The organism is Mucilaginibacter sp. UYP27 (assembly GCF_040547175.1).
Classification (GTDB): Bacteria; Bacteroidota; Bacteroidia; order Sphingobacteriales; family Sphingobacteriaceae; genus Mucilaginibacter.
Window position 1 is genome coordinate 13,587 of the sequence record NZ_JBEPPE010000015.1, and the last position, 16,652, is coordinate 30,238.

Consider the following 16,652-nt stretch of genomic DNA (forward strand, 5'->3'; position numbering starts at 1 on the left):
TTATTACTTTTGGTTGCATTCCCGCATCATGGAGCGCAGGTATTCTTCAAACAGGCGTTCCCGGTTTCGTATTTCCTCCGCTTTCTTTATGCGCCTGTTCCATCCCCAAAAGAATAACGCCCAAAGGCCAAAGGCTATCCCAAAGGCGGGAAACGGGTTCTTTGCGTTCAAAGCCCCTAATAAAGCACCTGTAGAAATGAAGCAGGTGCCGATAAAATAGATGAATGTTTTCATGGTCGAGTTTTTAGTGTTGTTGTTAAAGCCTGGCCTCACCTGCACTTTGCAGGGATAACAGTTTTTGGTAAACGTCCTCCCAATACGCCTGTTGCCTTTCATCAAATGAGCGAAAGGCGGGGTAGGTATGTTGGTAATGGCGGTAGTCGTCCGCTTGCATAATAGCAAGCGGTAAATTGTCTATTTCGATAATTTTTCCATTTAGGTCAATGATTTTCATAGTAGTTTATTCTATTGTCGGTCTATATTTTATGGAATTGAAAGAAGCGCAACCTTGATAGGCTGCACCCTGAAATCATGCAGGTTCATAAAAAAGCCCCGGTTAAAGAGCAACCCCTCCCGGAACAGCTGCCAAAGCAGGGATGCCCCCATATTGGCTAAGTTCGAGTTGATGAACAAGTCCTGTTTGGTGAGGGCTTCGGCAAGGGAGCAGCTCGGTGTATTGTCGGTGGTATCAGCCATTTCCAGCAGGTCTTTAAAGGTCTCCGTTACAAATGGCAGCTTACCTACGGGCGCAAATTTTTCAGATCCCGGCTGTTTGTGTTTGCCGATGGTGGACAAAACGACCTGCCCTGTGTCCCGGCTGTTGCCCAAATCTATCCAGTATAAGGGCTGATTGCGGTCATAGTTGTTGCGCCCCTCGAAGCCATCCAGTATTTCGGAAATTTCAAACCTTGCTTTAGCCGTATCAACGCAGGTAATAAAGAGGTTGGCTTTGCCCTCGTTCGGGGCTTGGGATAATAGGTCTTCATTATATAGTTCTGTTACCGCTTTCCAGTTCGTCCCGAAAAAACGATTGATACGGTTAATGAGTACCACACTTTTGTGCAAGCCTATTTCAGCTTCGGCAAAAAGCTGCCTGCCGAGGTTAGCCTCGCTTATGGTATCATTGTCATAAGCATACACCATGAGCCCGGGATGGTTCAGGGCAAGCATGGCCTGATGGATACGGGCAAGGCAAGTGAGCATCTGGCTGCCTGTTCCGCCTGTGCCAATAAGGTTCACTGTTACGGGATTAGTCGGGTTACCCAAATATTTGTGGGCGATATGTACGGGTATTATCGTGTTCATTGGATGAGATTTTTAAGGCGGTAACGGTTTTCAATTAATACATCGGTTGGAAAGTCGGCTTTGGTGGAGCATAGGCTTTGCCATAGCTGCACGATGTTCCCTTTGACAGGGGAATGACCGCCAAACAGGTGGCTGAAATAACTGTTAAAAAAGTAGTCCTGCCATAGGGTGATGAACTGTTCCAATCCGCAATCTTTGGGGATAGCGATTTGTACATTGCCCATACAAACCCTGCCGTCTGCATAGACATTAAAGAACGGGGCATGGCATAGCGGTGTTTCTTCCCTTACCGCCCCGTCTGCGATGGCGAATATTTGCAGGGCGTTTCGGCTTGCCCTCCAAATCAATGCGGGTATCGCTGCGGTTTCCGAGGGGATGCCGAGGCTTTCGGTGAACAGCAATTTAACGTGCTGCGGTTCGGTTCGCCATACGGCATAGCCGTCAACGGTACTTTTCAGGTAAAGGATATTTTGAGGCAGCAAACCTTTCGGGTTGAGAAAACCCAATGCCTTTTTTTGATTGGCTTGCAGGGCTTTGGCTAAGGCGTTGCTTTCTCTGAGGGATAAAGGATGCCCGTTGACGGGGCAACCCTGTTTGTCCATATCAAAGCTTTCTACATAATAGTCGCTCTTATCATCGTAACCCTTTTTCTCACGCTGGTAGATCACGAGCGCTTTTACAGGTAAATGGAGGTGTCCGAAGCTGTTGGTTAAGTCTTTCATGGTTTTTTGTATAAAAGAGTACACAGGTCGTCGATGATCTCAAAGACCTCACATTCATAATTCAGGTCATCGGCATATTTGCCTTTGGGTTCGTTAAAGTGGGTAACGAGTTCCGGCTCCTGGAACGATGGACGTTCGTTAAAGTCCGTGTTCACCATGCTGAATACATCGTCGCACAGCGCATCGTCCCCGCTCCCGATAAAGGAAATGTATTCTGTCATTCGGATGATGTTATCCTCCCGGTAATAATCGTCCTCGTTTTCATCTGTTACAGGCTCGTTGCAATGCAGGTAAAGGTGATTATGGGGATAAGCTGCCGACAGTTTTAAGGTTTTTTTACCAAGTTCAAGACAGGCGGTTTCATAGGTACTTTTTGGTATAAAGGCATTTACCAATGCCTCAAAGCCTGTCAGCGTGTCTTTTTGCAGCATTTTGGCCTGTATAAAATCCCCCTGTATTTCCGCAGACTTCAGGGCTTTTTTCTTTGCACGGTATTCGGCTTTGTCCAAACTGTCCTTATCGTCTTCTATCCAGTCTTTCAGTATATCATAGGTATAAGCCATATAATTGTCCCCGTCACGATAATTTTCTACCCCCGCCTTGATATAGAGGTAAGCGCAAACGGCGGTGAGCAGTTCAGCGCATTTTTTCTGCGCCCTGTTCTTCCATAATTGGTAAAGGGGCATCACCGGGATGTAATACAGCCCGAAGTCACGGGCGAAGCTTTCCTTAACGGACAGGCAGGTACATCCGTCTTCTTGTTCGGTTATCAGCAGTTCCCGGTAACGGTTCTTTATTTTCAGCTGCTTGTTGACCTCCTTTTCTGCAGATAATATATTATAGGGATAGGGCAAGCTGCGCAGGTTAGTGACGTCCATACCGTAGTGCTTTTTCAGAAAAGAGAGGGATTTAAAGAAATCCCGCTCGGTTGCTTTGCGTTCCGGCAATACTTCCGCAGGTTGATACATCTGCAAAAAGCTGTGCCTTAAAAAACCATCGGCAACAGGTGCTGTGGGGCTGAACGTGGTTTGTTCAGCCTTGCCTCCCGTGCATCGGGCAGCCTGTCGAGGTCTTGGGCGAATTGTGCGATTTGCTGATGTAGTTTCCATTGCTGCGGCTTTCTTGTTTTGATGCGTGCTTTATCTTCCTTTTTCATTTTTTAGCCTTTTGTGCCGATGGTCGATACGAACTCGTACTCCCGGCAGTCGTTATTGATCTCGGGGCCTGATATTTTGGCGTTATTGAGGATAGCGTACAAGTTGGCGTAGTGGTTGCAAACCGCTTCGGGGCTAAAGTCCTCGTTGGGGTCGGTCAGTCTTATCTTCTGTCCGTTCTCGGAGTGGATGAATATGCGTGGTAATAATTTTGTGGCTAACATGGCTTTACGTTTTAGGGTTATGAATTAAATGTCAGGGTGGCTTGCGCCATCAGTTCTTTTTTGCGGTTGAGGTCTGCCCGTTTGTTTTTGAGTTCGTTTTCCTTTTCGGGGTACTCTTCCACAGTTGGCAGCAGGTCGAGGGCTTCCTCGTATTTGCAGCGGTCGTTCAGTTCCGCAATGCTTTTCATGATACCCTCATACTTCTTTTTCTTGTCCTCTTTCGGCTCGGGTATCTCTTGGTCTGCCTCGCTTTTGGGTGTAGTTCCCGTAGTGGTGGTTTTTGCCTTTTCCTTGTTCTTTTTGTCCTGTTCCATTTTTGAGGCGGTCTTGGCTGCTTCCACGCTTTTCAGGTGGGCTTCCATATTGGTGTACAGTTCAGCGGTTTTGGGCAGGGGTTCGGTAACCTTGTCAAAAAATCCTTCGTCCAAATCCTGTGCAGTCCCGCACAGGTTCATGGGGATAATCAGTTTGGCAGCGTTGTCCCCGCAATGCAGGGCGGTAAATAGTTCCGATACGGTAAAGTTGCCGTTGGCATCTACCTGTATCGCCAGTTTCCAAATGCCGGGCGTGTTCAGATTAGCTATATGTTCAAAAAAGTTCGTTTTCATGTTCTTAAATTTTAGTGTTGGCGTTTTGTTTCTTTCTCTCCAGTAATATTTCGAGGATGTCGTAATCGGCTTCGTAGGTTTCTCCCTCGAATGTGTAATCGTCCGTTTCCTCGTTGTAACTGTATTGCTCCAAGTCTTCGTTTTCGAGGCAGGTATCGGTCAGCACCTCATTTTCATAGGTGTACTGCCCGTAGATGCCGTTGCCCATTTCCGAATAATCAAAGCGAAAACATACCTCGTAGTGGTCGGCTATCTCCTGTATCACTTCCACATTGGGCGACCATTTGGTTTCGTAATAAAGGATGTCGCCATCCCATTGGATTTGAAACAGCCAGTCCTTATCCCCTTTGCTGAACGGGGGAAGTTGCCCATGTTCCGTTGCCTTTTCTTTCGCTGCCATTTCTTCAAATAGCGTTTGCAGGGCGGTTAATTTATTTTTGTCGTTGGTGGTAAATTCCACCCTATTGCTGCACCAGTTTGCCATGATTTTAATTTTTAAGGTTATTTTTCAGGTTAATTAAATGGTTAGCCGACCTGCCGTCCGCAGTAAACAGGTATTCGTTCGCCAACATCGTTTCAATAACAGCGGTATCGCTTATTAAAAACTCGTATTGGTTTTCAAGGCTCTTGTAGAGGAATTGGTTCAGGTGTTTCGCCACGTCCCGCAATCCTATTTCGAGGTTATCCAGTTCCTCGAATAGCAGTTCGTGGTTTCTGCCGTTTTCGTTAACGACATAAATCCCCAAATCCACGGTTACATCGTATTGCTTTTGCCTCCCAATGATTTGCGGTTCATTGGGCAGGATGCCATTTTTGACCAATTCCAGTACCCTGCGGTCAATGGTCGGCAACTGGAACGGGAACTCCTGTTGGGGCGCATAGTCTTTCCATGATTGTTGGGCGATGGCGTTAAAAAGTTTGGATAAATCGACCTTTGCGGAAAATGCGCTGCCGTCACCCTGCGAATAGAAACCGCTGAATTTGATACTGTCCTTATCTACGGCAATGCCGAGGTGGGAAACCAATTCGATAAAGTCCTCGTATTCATGCTCCCACCAATCGAAGCCAATATTTAAGTCCCGAAAAGTAGTCAGGGCTTTTTCTTTGGCTTCTTTGGTAAGTTCCTTGAAACTGTATAGTTTAAGTGTTATCGTTTTCATCTGCTGTGCTTTTAAAATGAGGGGGATCGCTCCCCCTTTTGAATGTTAGTTGAGGGTCAATGCTTCTGCTCCGCTTTTGGCATAGCCGAGGCATAAATCAAATGCAGCTTGTGTGCGCAGTTGTCCTGTACCGCCTATGATGGATTTTACTTTGGCTTCATCGTCTTTGTATTCCTTGACATTTTGGAAATAGCCTGTAATGGCGTTGAACGCGCCGAACAAAGTCCCTTTAGTGGTTTCGGTTTGTTGGGTAGGGCTTGCCATTGCGTACATAAAGGCATTCTCGCAGATGTTTTTAAAGACGGTGGAAAGTTCCTCGCCTGTTTTCAGGCTCTTTAGCACTTCCTTGCTCGGTGCCATTGCCTGTTGGATGAGTTTCATGACGTCTTTATCGGTAATGCGCACTTTTGTCCATTGGTTAAAGATGCCGTCCAGTTCATCAGCCATTTTGTTGGAAATGCCCATTACCTTGTGGGCTTCTTTCAACCTGTCCTCTGCGCTGGCGGTGTGGCGTATCTTAATTGTATTGGAACTGTTACGGAGTGCAGCACCGAGGGTATTCTGGCAGACAATCCTAACCGGGGTAAATGCTGCGGTGATACTACCTGAACCATCGTGCGAAGTGGTCAGGAAAAGGTATTTCTCAATAAAATCGTCTTTGCCTACACGGATATAGCCGGGCAGTTTGGCGGTAATAAAAATGCGTTCGCCATTCCCCAAAGCCCCTGCGGTTTCGTACTGCATCCCATCCCCGCCAACGATAGCATCAAAAAAGCTGAATGCGTCCCGGTTTTGTACGATACTGTAATCCCTGCCGACTACGCCTAAAACCGTATTGTTATCGGTGCGCATGGTAGCATAGTAGTTAGGAACGGCAATGTCCATACCTGCTATTAATTCCCCTTCGTTGCCAACTGTCATTGCCCTGCTTTGGGTAAATAAGGGTGATTTAATAACCTCGTAGTCAAGCCCTGCAAATTGCAATGCTTCTTTACTGGTGGGGTAATCTGCTACGATTTGCCCTAATCCGTGCCATGCTTTTTCCTTTACGCTGAAAAAACTATGCTGTCCTGTTTGCTCGTTGAAATTGATATTGTGTGCCATGATGTTTTAATTTTGATTTTGAAATAAATGGGATTGCTAATAATTAGAATGGCAAATCGTCTTCGTCCTTGCCTATACCTATTGCTCCTGCAACTTCTTTTGCAGTTTCCTTTTTGTCCGCCCTTTGTCCTGTTTGAGTGGTCAGTGAAAAAAGCTTAATAGTGTCGCAGGTGCAAATCAATCTTGCCTGCAACCCTTTGGTTTGGCTTTGGTAGGCTTGTGCTTCCATCCAGCCCTGAATTTCTACAACCGCGCCTTTGGTGAGGTATTCGGCTATGCCGGAATTTCGCCAGTAAGCGCAATCAATAAATGCGGTTTTTCCCTGTTTTTCGCCCGCTTTGTTTTTCCATCTTTGGTTGATGGCTACGGTAAAATTGATTACCTGTTTGTCTCCTTTGACCGCTTTGCACTCTGCGTTTGCGGTTACTCGTCCTGTGAATAGCATAATTTTTAATTTTTTAATGAATAATTATTTTGTTTCTCTTTCCTTTCTTCCGTGTGACTTTTGGGATGATTTTTTTCAAAAGAAAAAGGGAAAAAAGAAAGCAAATCTTAAAGCCCGGCTACGGGCAAAAGGAAACGGAATAAGTGCCGAAGGCTGAGGGAGAGAGGTACGAACGACTGAATTATGCCGGAAATCTTTTGCAAACCCAACAACAAATCCGGGCTTGATTTTAGCTGCGCTTTTTACCCGTTTCGCCTGAAAAAATTATTGATTTAATTAAAAAATGCCATTGGAGCCATAGGCGATCAGTGTTTCAAAAGACATGGAGAAAGGAACTCAAGCTTTGAGATATGTGACGGCTCAAAAGAAAATAAATGGTGTTAAAAAGGGAGGTGTGTGGAGGGAAAGCATCAGGGATTGGAAGCGTATCCTTCGATAGAAGATATAGCGGAAAGCCCGCCCGAAGGGGATGCCATGAGAAAAAAAGCAGGATGCTATTTGGTATTCCGAGGCATTAGCCATAACATTATCAAAAAGGTGTGTTAAGCGTGCCGGGTAGTGTTTAGCTAAATTGGAGAATATTGGTTGTATTGATCAGAACTATATTGGTTGGTAGCTTATCCTTTTTTTTGCAATTTTGTAATACAAAGTCCATTAAAATGTCGGGAACCAACAAATTACCACTCAATTTATATGCCGAAGCTTTTGGTCAGTATGCGATGGTACAGCCAAATGCTTTTAATATCGGGTCAAAGGACGGCCAAATGCTTGTACAGTTTTGGGGGAATGTTTACCAGGTATCTCATTTCAATGATTTAATGGCGACCTATAAAAGCTATTTCGACATCAACCATAGTTTGATCTATATCGAACTACCGGCTGCTATCTGGAACACTTTTGTAACCAAAAAAATTGCGATTGACCCGGATAATTTTATTATCGACCTGTACCGCGCCTGGGAAATGATATGGGACAAACAGCGGGACATTTACGATAATCCGCAAAAGTATGACCATAACAAGCAACAGTCGTATGCTGATTTCAAACACTTAACCTATGAAATCCACAAGCATTGCTGGGAAGAAGTATTCGATATTGCTCAGATTGATCCAGTTATACTTTTCCCGGCCCTTGCAGTGGCTATTAAAGGTCAATATGCAGATGAACTGGTGTTTTATAAGGAATGCGTTTCGCTAATGACACAAGAGTTTCATGATCAAATTGGTGATGGGTTTGTTTTCGAACAGGTTAATCTGCTTCAAATTGATGAAACGAGGGAGATATTTTTTATTTATACTGTTGATGAGGCATTTTTAACTGTTTAATAACAGCAGTCTTTTTAAATATGGGAATCATAGAATGGCTTTTACTGGTAATTATCATCATATTTGGTTACAAACAATACCAAAAGCAGGAATACTGGCTTGACCGGAAAATTGCCGGATTGATCAGACTGATCAAATCAAAGTTATCATAAAAGATGGCTTTTAAGGATCTTAAAAAATAAAATTGTAGATTAACTTATAAGTGAATATCTTTGCATTAGAAGTTTGGGATGATGAAGGAAAAAAGTGTACATTTTATACGGTACGTTGGGAAGATGCGGCGGAGAATGAAACTGACAAGTTCTTTAATAAGTATGATGCTGTCCCGGAACTAAAACTGGCCACACAGCAGCTTTTAAGTTTTGTGCTGGATAGCATAGGTGATGACCACGGGGCGGTTGACGCTTTGTTCAACCGTCCGGAGAATGAGGTTACGGGTTTGCCGAATACCGGCAAGGTAAAAATACAGCAATTACTATTTGCTTATCCCAACTTTCCACTCCGTCTTTACGCTTTGCGGGTCAATAACCGGGATGATATCGTGGTACTGTTCAATGGCGGCATAAAGTCCGCATGGACAAACCAGGAAAGCAAGGACATCCATTTTAAATGGATAGAAGCCTGCCGGTTTGCAAAACGTATAGAAGAAGCGTTAAGGGATAGTGAAATCATCATAGATGAAGATAACAGGCGGATGCTGACCGCAGCTAATGACGTAGAAATACTATTATAAATTACAGGCTAATGAGAAGTAAAGTTGCACAAAGGATACAGGATGAAACGCCAGAAGAGGTGCGCATTTTTGTACGGCAGTATACCGATATCGTAGTCAGGATCAATGAACTGCTACATGAGAAGGGTTACACACAAAAAGACCTGGCATTAAAAATGAATAAAAAGCCGTCCGAAATCAATAAGTGGCTGAAAGGGAACCATAACCTTACCCTCAAAACTCTGGCGAAACTGGAAGCAGAATTAGGGGCACCGCTGATCTATACATCGCGTGAGCTCGCCCACGTTTAATACAGACATTAATATTTGGCTACAATTATTGAACTATCTGTTGCCTGGAAAATATTAAACGGGTTGAAGTAACAACGATTCGATTACACTATACAGGTTCACCAAGTCAAATGGCTTAGACAGGCAAGCGTCTGCGCCGGCCTCTGCGGCCAAGCTTTTCGCATCTGAGCTTGCCGTGAAAAAGATGATCGGAATATGTTGTAATTCTTTTTCCATTTTGATCTTTTTTGTGGTGGCTACACCACCATGATCAGGGATATTATTATCCATCATAATGATGGCAGGTTGTATTTTTTTTATTTTCTCTACTGCATCATTACTGTTGTGGCTGCAAAGTACTTCCCATCCTTTTTCTTCCAGTATATATCGGATGATCGAGGAAATGTCCTTATCGTCATCAAAAACGAGTATCCGCTTAGTCATTTTGAATAATTTAAATTTTAAAAAATATTTTAAACGTACTGCCTTTACCGGCCTCGCTTTCCACCTCTATTTTCCCACCTGATGCATCTACGATCTTCTTGACCAGGTAAAGGCCCACACCCTGGCCCTCCACATCGTTATTGATCCGCTGATACATTTTAAAGATAAAATCTATCCGGTCTTTTTCTACACCAATGCCGTTATCTTTTACGGTCAGCAGAATAAAGCCTTCTTCTTTTTTTGTACTGATCGTGATATCAGGATTCCTGTCAGTGGGACAAAATTTAATCGCATTGGTAATCAGGTTTAATATAATGCTTCTCAAATACTTTTTAGAAAATTTAACTTCTTTTTCCTGAAAATCAACCGAAAAATTTGCCCCGGCTAATTTTATCCTTTCGGATATGATCTCTGTTATTTCTTCAAAAGTATCAATAAAGCTTTCCGGTTCGCTGTCTTCCAGCATTTCAGCATCGATCAAGCCAATTTTGCCTAAATCATTAATAACAGTTTTGAAATTTGTAATGGCGTTATTCATCATCACTGATAAATTGATCACGTCCGGGTCCTGGCTGTCAATCTTTTTGTTCAGTATCTTTAAAACCATTTCAATGTTCAATATCGGTGCGTTGAGGTCATGTGATGCGCCGTAGACAAAATTATTCAGATCAGCGTTTATCCGTAGCAAACTCTTGTTGCTTTTATCGAAGTTTTTATTGCTGATATCGAGGTCGTGAAGTAATTTCTTTAATTCCGTAATATCATAAAAACTAATAATTGCGCCATCCCCCTTTTTGCTTTCTTTCCTTATATAAGGCATGGTCATCACCTGGTACACTTTTCCATCCGATGCCTCAGCCTCCCTGGTAATCGTTTTCCCGTCAATCATCACCTGTTTAACATCATCTATGAGTGTTTCAAATTTAATGTTGGTCGTAATATTGCTTAATGGACGGCCAATATCACTATCCCGGACATTGATATGTTTGACCGCACCGGGGGAGTACTTTTTGAGCATGATGTTATGGTCAACAAACAACTGGCCGTTCAAGTTACTGCGGAAATAATTGTTGAGGTCATCGTTTGATTCGGTCAACTCCGCATTAGTAAGTTGATGTTCTTTATTAATCGTTTGTAATTCTTCGTTCACAGATTGCAATTCCTCATTCGTGCTCTGCATTTCTTCATTAGCGGATTGCATTTCCTCATTGGCAGACTGCAACTCTTCATTAAAAGATTGCATATTCTCATTAGTTGACTCAACCCGCTCATTAGCCTCAGCGAGATTATATTTTGATTCGGCAAGTTCATGTTCCAGATTGATAACATGCTCTTTTGTAAGCTCACTTATATCGGCACTCTTAATAATGTTCTTTTCTAACGGCTTTACCAAGCTTTCAGAAAACAGGATCAGCAATATTTGTTTTTCTGATCTATCCATCAAAAAAGGAGAGATCAGGACATTAACCGAACTATCTTTTAAAATGGGTATGCCCTCAAAATTTACATCGCTCAGTAAAACTTTTTCATTCAACTTCAATGCTTTATGTGCTGCAGCCTTAAAAGCTATCGAAAAGTCTCCGGGCAGTAATTCAATCAAATCATGATTGAAGTTTTCACTTTTCAGATAAATCGAGGTATTACCAAATGACTGGATAACCATTAAATTTTCATCGGTACAAACACCGCTAAACCCGGATTCTTTCAATATGGCCAGATTGATCTGATCGGCTAAAGCTGATTTAGAAACAGGAAGGTCGGATTTCTTATGGACTTCTTTAAGCGGTGTTTTAATTTCCTCCATAACCGGTGAGGAAAAAGCATCAAATTTTACCTTTCGTCCGCTTTTATTACTTTGTAAAATATTCCATTTGGAGCTTATCTCGGAAAAATCTTCCTTGATAACGGTTGCGCTTTCGCTTGGGCCTAAAAACAGGTATCCATCTTTCTTTAATCCAAAGTGCATCATCGAGAATACTTTTTTCTGCAAAATTGGGTTCATGTAGATCAGCAGGTTGCGGCAGCTAATCAAATCAATATTACAGTACGGTGGGTTCTTAACCAGGTCATGCTGGGCAAAGATCAACATCTTCCTGATCTCATGTTTGACTTTGTAATTGCCCCCCTCAGCAGTAAAAAAATTATCCAGTCGTCCTTTGGATACCATTTTTTTTATCGTGTCCGGATAAATCCCTTTTGAAGCGATATCTAAGGCTGTTTTATTAATGTCTGTAGCAAATATTTTAACTTCCAGGTTTTTATTGTTTTTATCCAAATATTCTCTGACGAGGATAGCTATCGAGTAAGCTTCCTCTCCTGTAGCACAGCCTGCTACCCATATTTTTAAAACTTCATCCCTGATTTTATGTTTGATGATATCCGGCACTACGTTTTTTTCAATGACTTTAAAAGCTTCCGGGTCGCGAAAAAATGAGGTAACCCCAATTAAAAAGGCGTTGGCTAAAAGTTCTATTTCTTTGGGATTGTTTTTTAAGAACTCATGGTATTCGGCAACCTGTCCAATATTTTGTTGTACCATCTGCCTTTTGATCCTGCGTAATATGGTAGGACGTTTGTAATCGGTAAAATCAAGTGGTAAACTTCCTTTTATTAAGCCAATGATGCCCTTTAGCTCACTTTCACTTATATTTTCATGTTTGTCTGTCAAAACATCTAAAATTCCGTCTTGGTTTACGTAATCTTCTATAACCTGCGGCATGGCCTGCGGAGAAATAATAAGATCAGCATATCCGGTTGCAATCGCCGTTAGTGGCATCTCTTTGAAAGTAGCGGTATCGGGGTCTTGGACCAGAACAATCCCACCTGCTTTTTTAATCGCTTCCACTCCTTTTGAACCATCATGCCCTGTACCGGATAAAATGATACCAATTGCCTTATCGCCCCGTTCCTCCGCTAAGGATATAAAAAAGTAGTCTATCGTTAAATGCGGGCGCTGTTGGTCTTTTTTATCAGACAAGATCAATCTTCCATTTTTGATCTTCATGAATTTAGAACTCGGAATAAGGTAAACCTTATTGGATTCTACATTCATATCTTCGGTAACATCTACAACCTCCATTTTACTGTGGCGGGTCAATATTTGCCCCATCTGGCTTTTGAAGTCGGCCGAAAGATGCTGTATCAAAATATACGAAACCGCGTCAAGCGGAGTATAATCAAAGAAAGCAGATATGGCTTCCAATCCTCCGGCAGATGCGCCGATGGCTATAATGTATTGTTTATGCACAATTTTAGCCACGATCTTAAATAATTAATGGAAACAGCGGTAGGAGAAAGAAAACAAAGATACTTTAATTCTTGATTAAATATTTTATTTTCAAAAGGTTATCCTTCATTGGAACTCATCCATAAGATCATCAGAAGATTCCATCCAATTTCTACATCAAACCTGAATTACAGTCCCGTTTTATAAATTAAGGATTAAATAGGAAGGCGGGAAAATAGATATATACAAAGAAAGCATCTGGATATCTTATTACAATTTAGGACAAGACTCCACTATGCAATATGCCAAATACACATCTAATCACGTTTGGCTTATCCCATGGAACCATAGGAAATTTTAAAAATTGGCCCCGGAGCCCCGCCGGTACTGACCAGGCACGGCTGGATGATCGTTTATCACGGCGTACATGAAATGGCAGGATCAACAGCATCAAACCCTGAATTTTGCTATTCGGCAGGGATAATGTTCTTATCCATAAAATATCCACAAAAAATTCTTTACCGTTCGCCCAAACCTATTTTTAGTTCCGGAATTGCAGGAAGAAACGATTGGTACAATCAGAAACGTTGTGTTTCCAACAGGGACTGACCGACGACGATATTGGCCAGCCTAACCGGATCGATGTTTATTATGGAATGGCTGATGACCAGATCAGCGTGGCTAAGATGGAAATACCGGACACCCTGCCCGGAGTTTAGGTCGTTTTACCTGCCATCTTCCCTTTGAATAAAAATCCCTTGCTCGACCACAGATAAAATAGCTAAAGAATGGCAGCCGCAGATCGGTGTGAAATATCAAGTTTTTAAAGAGCAATGTAGGGATATGTTTCAGGTTAATATATAAAATAATTATAACGTCATAGGACGGATTCTAATCTGTATCAGGTTCCTAAAGATAGCTGTAAGGTGTAAATTTTGTCAGCCAACAGGGGTAATTGTCGATATTTTATAAAATTTAAGCAGAATCATGTAAGAGCCGGAATGCCCTTCTACAGTAATTTTGTATTATATAAAAACAGCTCATGCAAAATACACAAACGCTTACATTCCCGGTTACAGGGATGACTTGCGCTGGTTGCGCGTCCAGTGTTGAGTCCATGATCGGTTCGCAAAAAGGTGTCGAGAAAGCAGAAGTGAACTTTGCTACACAAACGGTGAAGGTCGCCTTTCATCCCGAAATCGTACAGCCCGCTGCTTTTCAACAAGCGGTGCAGTCCGTAGGATATGACCTGATCTTAGATACAGAAAATGGAAAAGCGATGCAGGAAGAGGCGCAGCAGAATAATTACCAACTCCTAAAAACAAAAATCACTTGGGCAGCAATTTTAACCGCGCCCATCGTGCTTATAGGGATGTTTGGCATGGATTTGCCGTATGCCAATTATATCATGATGGCGATGACCGCGCCGGTATTATTCTTTTTTGGCCGCAACTTCTTTACCGGTGCCTGGAAACAGGCCGGTCATGGAAAGGCTAATATGGATACCCTCGTTGCGCTGTCGACAGGTATTGCTTTTTTGTTCAGTGTCTTTAATACTTTAGATCCCGGATTTTGGTATAGCAAAGGCTTGCATCCTCATGTATACTTTGAGGCCGCTGCCGTAGTCATCGTTTTTATTATGTTGGGAAAGTTGTTGGAAGAACGGGCGAAATCCAACACTTCTTCGGCCATCAAAAAACTAATCGGCCTGCAACCTAAAACAGTGCAGTTAATTACTACGGAAGGCGAAAAGGAAACCGCCATTGCAGATGTCCAGATCGGCGATAAAATATTGGTACGGTCTGGTGAAAAGATCCCGGTCGACGGCATTCTTTACGAAGGGAGCTCGTTCGTCGACGAAAGTATGATCTCGGGCGAACCTGTAGCTTTAGAAAAAAAAGCAGGCAGTCCCGTTTTTGCGGGCACCATTAATCAAAAAGGCAGTTTTCGTTTTACAGCCGAGAAAGTCGGTAGTAATACCATGCTGGCGCAAATCATCCAAATGGTACAGGATGCCCAGGGCTCAAAAGCACCTGTACAAAAGCTGGTGGATAAAATAGCGGGCATATTTGTTCCGGTGGTTATAGGTATCGCTATAGTTACCTTTGCGATCTGGCAAATATTCGGCGGCCAATATGCGTTTACCCAGGGTTTGCTTGCAATGGTGACTGTTCTGGTTATCGCTTGTCCCTGCGCTTTAGGTTTGGCAACGCCAACAGCCATTATGGTTGGTATGGGCAAGGGTGCTGAAAACGGGATCCTGATCAAAGACGCCGAGGCGCTGGAATTAGGGTATAAGGTAAACGCCATTATCTTAGATAAAACCGGGACGATCACTGAAGGTAAACCGGTAGTGACTGATCTGTTTTGGTCAGAAAGCATTGTAGACAAAGACACTTTGCAAGTGATATTCGGGGAAATGGAAAAACAATCTGAACACCCTTTGGCGGATGCTATTGTCACTTATCTGCAAAAAGGCACCAGCATACCTTTGCGTATATCCAGCTTCGAAAGTTTAACAGGACTTGGTGTAGAGGCTAAATATGAGGGAAACCTTTACCAGGCAGGCAGCCATAAATTGGTTGACGAAAGGAAATTGAGTATACCTGCTGACTTGCAAACTCGTATCGAAGGATTGCTGGCACAAGCCAAAACGGTGATCTATTTTGGTAACCAAAAAGAAGTGCTGGCCATTGCAGCTATCACAGACCGAATTAAAGAAACCTCAGCTAAAGCTGTAGCAGCATTAAAAAGTCAGGGTATTGAAGTTTACATGCTGACCGGCGATAATAGCGTAACCGCCGCCGCTATCGCTAAACAAGCGGGAATAGATCATTACCAGGCAGATGTACTGCCATCCGGGAAAGCGGATTTTGTAAAAGCATTGCAGGCAAAAGGTAAAACGGTTGCCATGATCGGCGATGGTATCAATGACAGCCAGGCATTGGCCCAGGCAGATGTTTCTATCGCGATGGGTAAAGGTTCTGATATTGCGATGGATGTGGCCAAGATGACTTTAGTGTCATCTGATCTTTTACAGGTACCCAAAGCTTTAAAACTTTCTAAACTGACTGTCCAAACTATCAGGCAAAACCTTTTCTGGGCATTCATTTATAACCTGATCGGTATTCCTTTGGCGGCAGGAATCCTTTATCCAATCAACGGTTTTTTATTAAACCCAATGATCGCTGGAGCAGCAATGGCATTAAGTTCAGTTTCAGTAGTCAGTAACAGCCTGCGGCTGAAACTCGCAAAACTCAATTAATAAATTTAAAATAATTCAAAAATAGAAATCATGGAAACTTTAAAATTCAAAACAAATATCAACTGCGGCGGCTGCATAGCTAACGTTACCCCAACTTTAAACAACTTAAAAGGTGTTAAACATTGGGAAGTAAATACGGCTGATCCCAATAAAATTTTATCTATCGAGGCTGAAGACGGCCTGACAACTGTGGATGTGATAAACACACTTAAAAACAAAGGGTATAATGCTCAAGCAGTTTAATTAAAAACAATAAAGCCTGCAATGCAGGCTTTATTGTTTTACAAAAAGGGATTACATTTTCATGCCGTCCATCTTTTTCATGCCTTTCATTTTCATACCCTTTATCACTTTGCCGTTCATGTCCACGCAGTAACCGTTTTTCATCATCATGGTTTTGCCGTTTTTCATCTTGACCATGCCGCTGGACATAACCATAGTACCGTTCTTCATGGTCATGTCTTTATCCATGGCCATCATTTTACCGTCGTGCATCATCATCATTTTGCCGTCTTTCATCATACAGCCGTCTTTCATTTTCATACTGCTCGTTTGTGCCATGGCACTAAAACTTAAAACAATAGCAGTTAGGGCAATCAATACTTTTTTCATCTTCTCTGATCTTTAATTATGGTGTCATCATACTACAAACAGACCATGTTAAAGTT

23 protein-coding genes are annotated in these 16,652 nt (G+C 42.6%); 8 read left to right on the forward strand and 15 right to left on the reverse strand.

Going from position 1 to position 16,652, the window contains the following annotated elements; genetic code table 11:
- Positions 1-3 precede the first annotated feature (3 nt).
- The 12 genes from ABIB39_RS22020 to ABIB39_RS22075 are packed head-to-tail and all read right to left on the reverse strand — an operon-like array spanning position 4 to position 6,722.
- Positions 4-234, reverse strand: a complete 231-nt coding sequence (locus ABIB39_RS22020) for a hypothetical protein (RefSeq protein ID WP_348082750.1) — start codon at positions 232-234, stop codon at positions 4-6.
- 22 nt (positions 235-256) lie between these two features.
- Entirely contained in the window at positions 257-454 is a 198-nt protein-coding gene (locus tag ABIB39_RS22025) for a hypothetical protein (protein ID WP_354432349.1), read from the reverse strand.
- 29 nt (positions 455-483) lie between these two features.
- Positions 484-1,305, reverse strand: a complete 822-nt coding sequence (locus ABIB39_RS22030; RefSeq protein ID WP_354432350.1) for a PRTRC system ThiF family protein — start codon at positions 1,303-1,305, stop codon at positions 484-486.
- Positions 1,302-2,027, reverse strand: coding sequence for a PRTRC system protein B (locus ABIB39_RS22035; protein WP_354432351.1), 726 nt, complete (start codon positions 2,025-2,027; stop codon positions 1,302-1,304). Before ABIB39_RS22035 ends, ABIB39_RS22030 begins: the two co-directional genes overlap by 4 nt.
- A complete protein-coding gene (locus ABIB39_RS22040) occupies positions 2,024-2,995 on the reverse strand; it encodes a hypothetical protein (RefSeq protein WP_354432352.1) in 972 nt (323 codons plus the stop codon). The genes ABIB39_RS22035 and ABIB39_RS22040 overlap by 4 nt, the downstream gene beginning before the upstream one ends.
- Positions 2,996-3,012: 17 nt before the next feature.
- Positions 3,013-3,183, reverse strand: coding sequence for a hypothetical protein (locus tag ABIB39_RS22045; protein WP_354432353.1), 171 nt, complete (start codon positions 3,181-3,183; stop codon positions 3,013-3,015).
- Positions 3,184-3,186: 3 nt separating this feature from the next.
- A complete protein-coding gene (locus tag ABIB39_RS22050; RefSeq protein ID WP_354432354.1) occupies positions 3,187-3,405 on the reverse strand; it encodes a PRTRC system protein C in 219 nt (72 codons plus the stop codon).
- A 17-nt stretch (positions 3,406-3,422) separates the two neighbouring features.
- Positions 3,423-4,013 carry a PRTRC system protein E gene (locus ABIB39_RS22055; RefSeq protein WP_354432355.1) on the reverse strand — a complete coding sequence of 197 codons (591 nt, stop codon included), beginning with the start codon at positions 4,011-4,013 and terminating at the stop codon, positions 3,423-3,425.
- Between the two features lie 4 nt (positions 4,014-4,017).
- A complete protein-coding gene (locus ABIB39_RS22060) occupies positions 4,018-4,497 on the reverse strand; it encodes a DUF1281 family ferredoxin-like fold protein (RefSeq protein ID WP_354432356.1) in 480 nt (159 codons plus the stop codon).
- A gap of 4 nt (positions 4,498-4,501) precedes the next feature.
- Positions 4,502-5,173, reverse strand: coding sequence for a DUF8835 domain-containing pootine (locus ABIB39_RS22065; RefSeq protein ID WP_354432357.1), 672 nt, complete (start codon positions 5,171-5,173; stop codon positions 4,502-4,504).
- Between the two features lie 45 nt (positions 5,174-5,218).
- Entirely contained in the window at positions 5,219-6,277 is a 1,059-nt protein-coding gene (locus ABIB39_RS22070) for a DUF932 domain-containing protein (RefSeq protein ID WP_354432358.1), read from the reverse strand.
- A 43-nt stretch (positions 6,278-6,320) separates the two neighbouring features.
- A complete protein-coding gene (locus ABIB39_RS22075) occupies positions 6,321-6,722 on the reverse strand; it encodes a single-stranded DNA-binding protein (RefSeq protein WP_354432359.1) in 402 nt (133 codons plus the stop codon).
- Between the two features lie 659 nt (positions 6,723-7,381).
- Between ABIB39_RS22075 and ABIB39_RS22080 the strand changes: the two genes are divergently transcribed.
- From ABIB39_RS22080 to ABIB39_RS22095, 4 genes are read left to right on the forward strand one after another with little or no spacing between them, the layout of a single operon-like run.
- Positions 7,382-8,047, forward strand: a complete 666-nt coding sequence (locus tag ABIB39_RS22080) for a hypothetical protein (RefSeq protein ID WP_354432360.1) — start codon at positions 7,382-7,384, stop codon at positions 8,045-8,047.
- 20 nt (positions 8,048-8,067) lie between these two features.
- Positions 8,068-8,199 carry a hypothetical protein gene (locus ABIB39_RS22085; RefSeq protein ID WP_354432361.1) on the forward strand — a complete coding sequence of 44 codons (132 nt, stop codon included), beginning with the start codon at positions 8,068-8,070 and terminating at the stop codon, positions 8,197-8,199.
- A 50-nt stretch (positions 8,200-8,249) separates the two neighbouring features.
- A complete protein-coding gene (locus ABIB39_RS22090) occupies positions 8,250-8,780 on the forward strand; it encodes a hypothetical protein (RefSeq protein ID WP_354432362.1) in 531 nt (176 codons plus the stop codon).
- Between the two features lie 11 nt (positions 8,781-8,791).
- Positions 8,792-9,070, forward strand: coding sequence for a helix-turn-helix domain-containing protein (locus ABIB39_RS22095; RefSeq protein ID WP_354432364.1), 279 nt, complete (start codon positions 8,792-8,794; stop codon positions 9,068-9,070).
- 54 nt (positions 9,071-9,124) lie between these two features.
- On the opposite strand, the gene ABIB39_RS22100 is transcribed toward ABIB39_RS22095, so the two are convergent.
- Positions 9,125-9,493 (reverse strand): response regulator, encoded by a 369-nt coding sequence (locus ABIB39_RS22100; RefSeq protein ID WP_354432365.1) that lies wholly within the window; start codon positions 9,491-9,493, stop codon positions 9,125-9,127.
- A 10-nt stretch (positions 9,494-9,503) separates the two neighbouring features.
- Positions 9,504-12,752, reverse strand: coding sequence for a CheR family methyltransferase (locus ABIB39_RS22105; RefSeq protein ID WP_354432366.1), 3,249 nt, complete (start codon positions 12,750-12,752; stop codon positions 9,504-9,506).
- Between the two features lie 372 nt (positions 12,753-13,124).
- Between ABIB39_RS22105 and ABIB39_RS22110 the strand changes: the two genes are divergently transcribed.
- The 4 genes from ABIB39_RS22110 to ABIB39_RS22125 all read left to right on the forward strand — a co-directional run bounded on the left by ABIB39_RS22110 (position 13,125) and on the right by ABIB39_RS22125 (position 16,227).
- The gene (locus tag ABIB39_RS22110) at positions 13,125-13,328 is read left to right on the forward strand and encodes a hypothetical protein (protein ID WP_354432367.1); all 204 of its coding nucleotides are present in this window, start codon (positions 13,125-13,127) and stop codon (positions 13,326-13,328) included.
- Positions 13,289-13,438, forward strand: coding sequence for a hypothetical protein (locus ABIB39_RS22115; protein WP_354432402.1), 150 nt, complete (start codon positions 13,289-13,291; stop codon positions 13,436-13,438). The genes ABIB39_RS22110 and ABIB39_RS22115 overlap by 40 nt, the downstream gene beginning before the upstream one ends.
- Positions 13,439-13,761: 323 nt before the next feature.
- Positions 13,762-15,984 carry a heavy metal translocating P-type ATPase gene (locus ABIB39_RS22120; protein WP_354432368.1) on the forward strand — a complete coding sequence of 741 codons (2,223 nt, stop codon included), beginning with the start codon at positions 13,762-13,764 and terminating at the stop codon, positions 15,982-15,984.
- A gap of 30 nt (positions 15,985-16,014) precedes the next feature.
- Complete coding sequence (locus tag ABIB39_RS22125) at positions 16,015-16,227, forward strand: heavy-metal-associated domain-containing protein (RefSeq protein ID WP_354432369.1); 213 nt, start codon at positions 16,015-16,017, stop codon at positions 16,225-16,227.
- Between the two features lie 51 nt (positions 16,228-16,278).
- On the opposite strand, the gene ABIB39_RS22130 is transcribed toward ABIB39_RS22125, so the two are convergent.
- A complete protein-coding gene (locus tag ABIB39_RS22130; protein ID WP_354432370.1) occupies positions 16,279-16,596 on the reverse strand; it encodes a DUF6799 domain-containing protein in 318 nt (105 codons plus the stop codon).
- Between the last annotated feature and the right edge of the window lie 56 nt (positions 16,597-16,652).

Bases quoted from the DNA above. Each gene is read 5' to 3' on its own strand.
- ABIB39_RS22085 (WP_354432361.1), top strand. From the start codon at position 8,068: ATGGGAATCATAGAATGGCTTTTACTGGTAATTATCATCATATTTGGT.
- ABIB39_RS22070 (WP_354432358.1), bottom strand. From the start codon at position 6,277: ATGGCACACAATATCAATTTCAACGAGCAAACAGGACAGCATAGTTTT.
- ABIB39_RS22125 (WP_354432369.1), top strand. From the start codon at position 16,015: ATGGAAACTTTAAAATTCAAAACAAATATCAACTGCGGCGGCTGCATA.
- ABIB39_RS22080 (WP_354432360.1), top strand. From the start codon at position 7,382: ATGTCGGGAACCAACAAATTACCACTCAATTTATATGCCGAAGCTTTT.
- ABIB39_RS22055 (WP_354432355.1), bottom strand. From the start codon at position 4,013: ATGAAAACGAACTTTTTTGAACATATAGCTAATCTGAACACGCCCGGC.
- ABIB39_RS22045 (WP_354432353.1), bottom strand. From the start codon at position 3,183: ATGAAAAAGGAAGATAAAGCACGCATCAAAACAAGAAAGCCGCAGCAA.
- ABIB39_RS22060 (WP_354432356.1), bottom strand. From the start codon at position 4,497: ATGGCAAACTGGTGCAGCAATAGGGTGGAATTTACCACCAACGACAAA.
- ABIB39_RS22100 (WP_354432365.1), bottom strand. From the start codon at position 9,493: ATGACTAAGCGGATACTCGTTTTTGATGACGATAAGGACATTTCCTCG.
- ABIB39_RS22065 (WP_354432357.1), bottom strand. From the start codon at position 5,173: ATGAAAACGATAACACTTAAACTATACAGTTTCAAGGAACTTACCAAA.
- ABIB39_RS22095 (WP_354432364.1), top strand. From the start codon at position 8,792: ATGAGAAGTAAAGTTGCACAAAGGATACAGGATGAAACGCCAGAAGAG.
- ABIB39_RS22075 (WP_354432359.1), bottom strand. From the start codon at position 6,722: ATGCTATTCACAGGACGAGTAACCGCAAACGCAGAGTGCAAAGCGGTC.
- ABIB39_RS22030 (WP_354432350.1), bottom strand. From the start codon at position 1,305: ATGAACACGATAATACCCGTACATATCGCCCACAAATATTTGGGTAAC.
- ABIB39_RS22130 (WP_354432370.1), bottom strand. From the start codon at position 16,596: ATGAAAAAAGTATTGATTGCCCTAACTGCTATTGTTTTAAGTTTTAGT.
- ABIB39_RS22040 (WP_354432352.1), bottom strand. From the start codon at position 2,995: ATGTATCAACCTGCGGAAGTATTGCCGGAACGCAAAGCAACCGAGCGG.
- ABIB39_RS22020 (WP_348082750.1), bottom strand. From the start codon at position 234: ATGAAAACATTCATCTATTTTATCGGCACCTGCTTCATTTCTACAGGT.
- ABIB39_RS22050 (WP_354432354.1), bottom strand. From the start codon at position 3,405: ATGTTAGCCACAAAATTATTACCACGCATATTCATCCACTCCGAGAAC.
- ABIB39_RS22110 (WP_354432367.1), top strand. From the start codon at position 13,125: ATGATCGTTTATCACGGCGTACATGAAATGGCAGGATCAACAGCATCA.
- ABIB39_RS22035 (WP_354432351.1), bottom strand. From the start codon at position 2,027: ATGAAAGACTTAACCAACAGCTTCGGACACCTCCATTTACCTGTAAAA.
- ABIB39_RS22025 (WP_354432349.1), bottom strand. From the start codon at position 454: ATGAAAATCATTGACCTAAATGGAAAAATTATCGAAATAGACAATTTA.
- ABIB39_RS22120 (WP_354432368.1), top strand. From the start codon at position 13,762: ATGCAAAATACACAAACGCTTACATTCCCGGTTACAGGGATGACTTGC.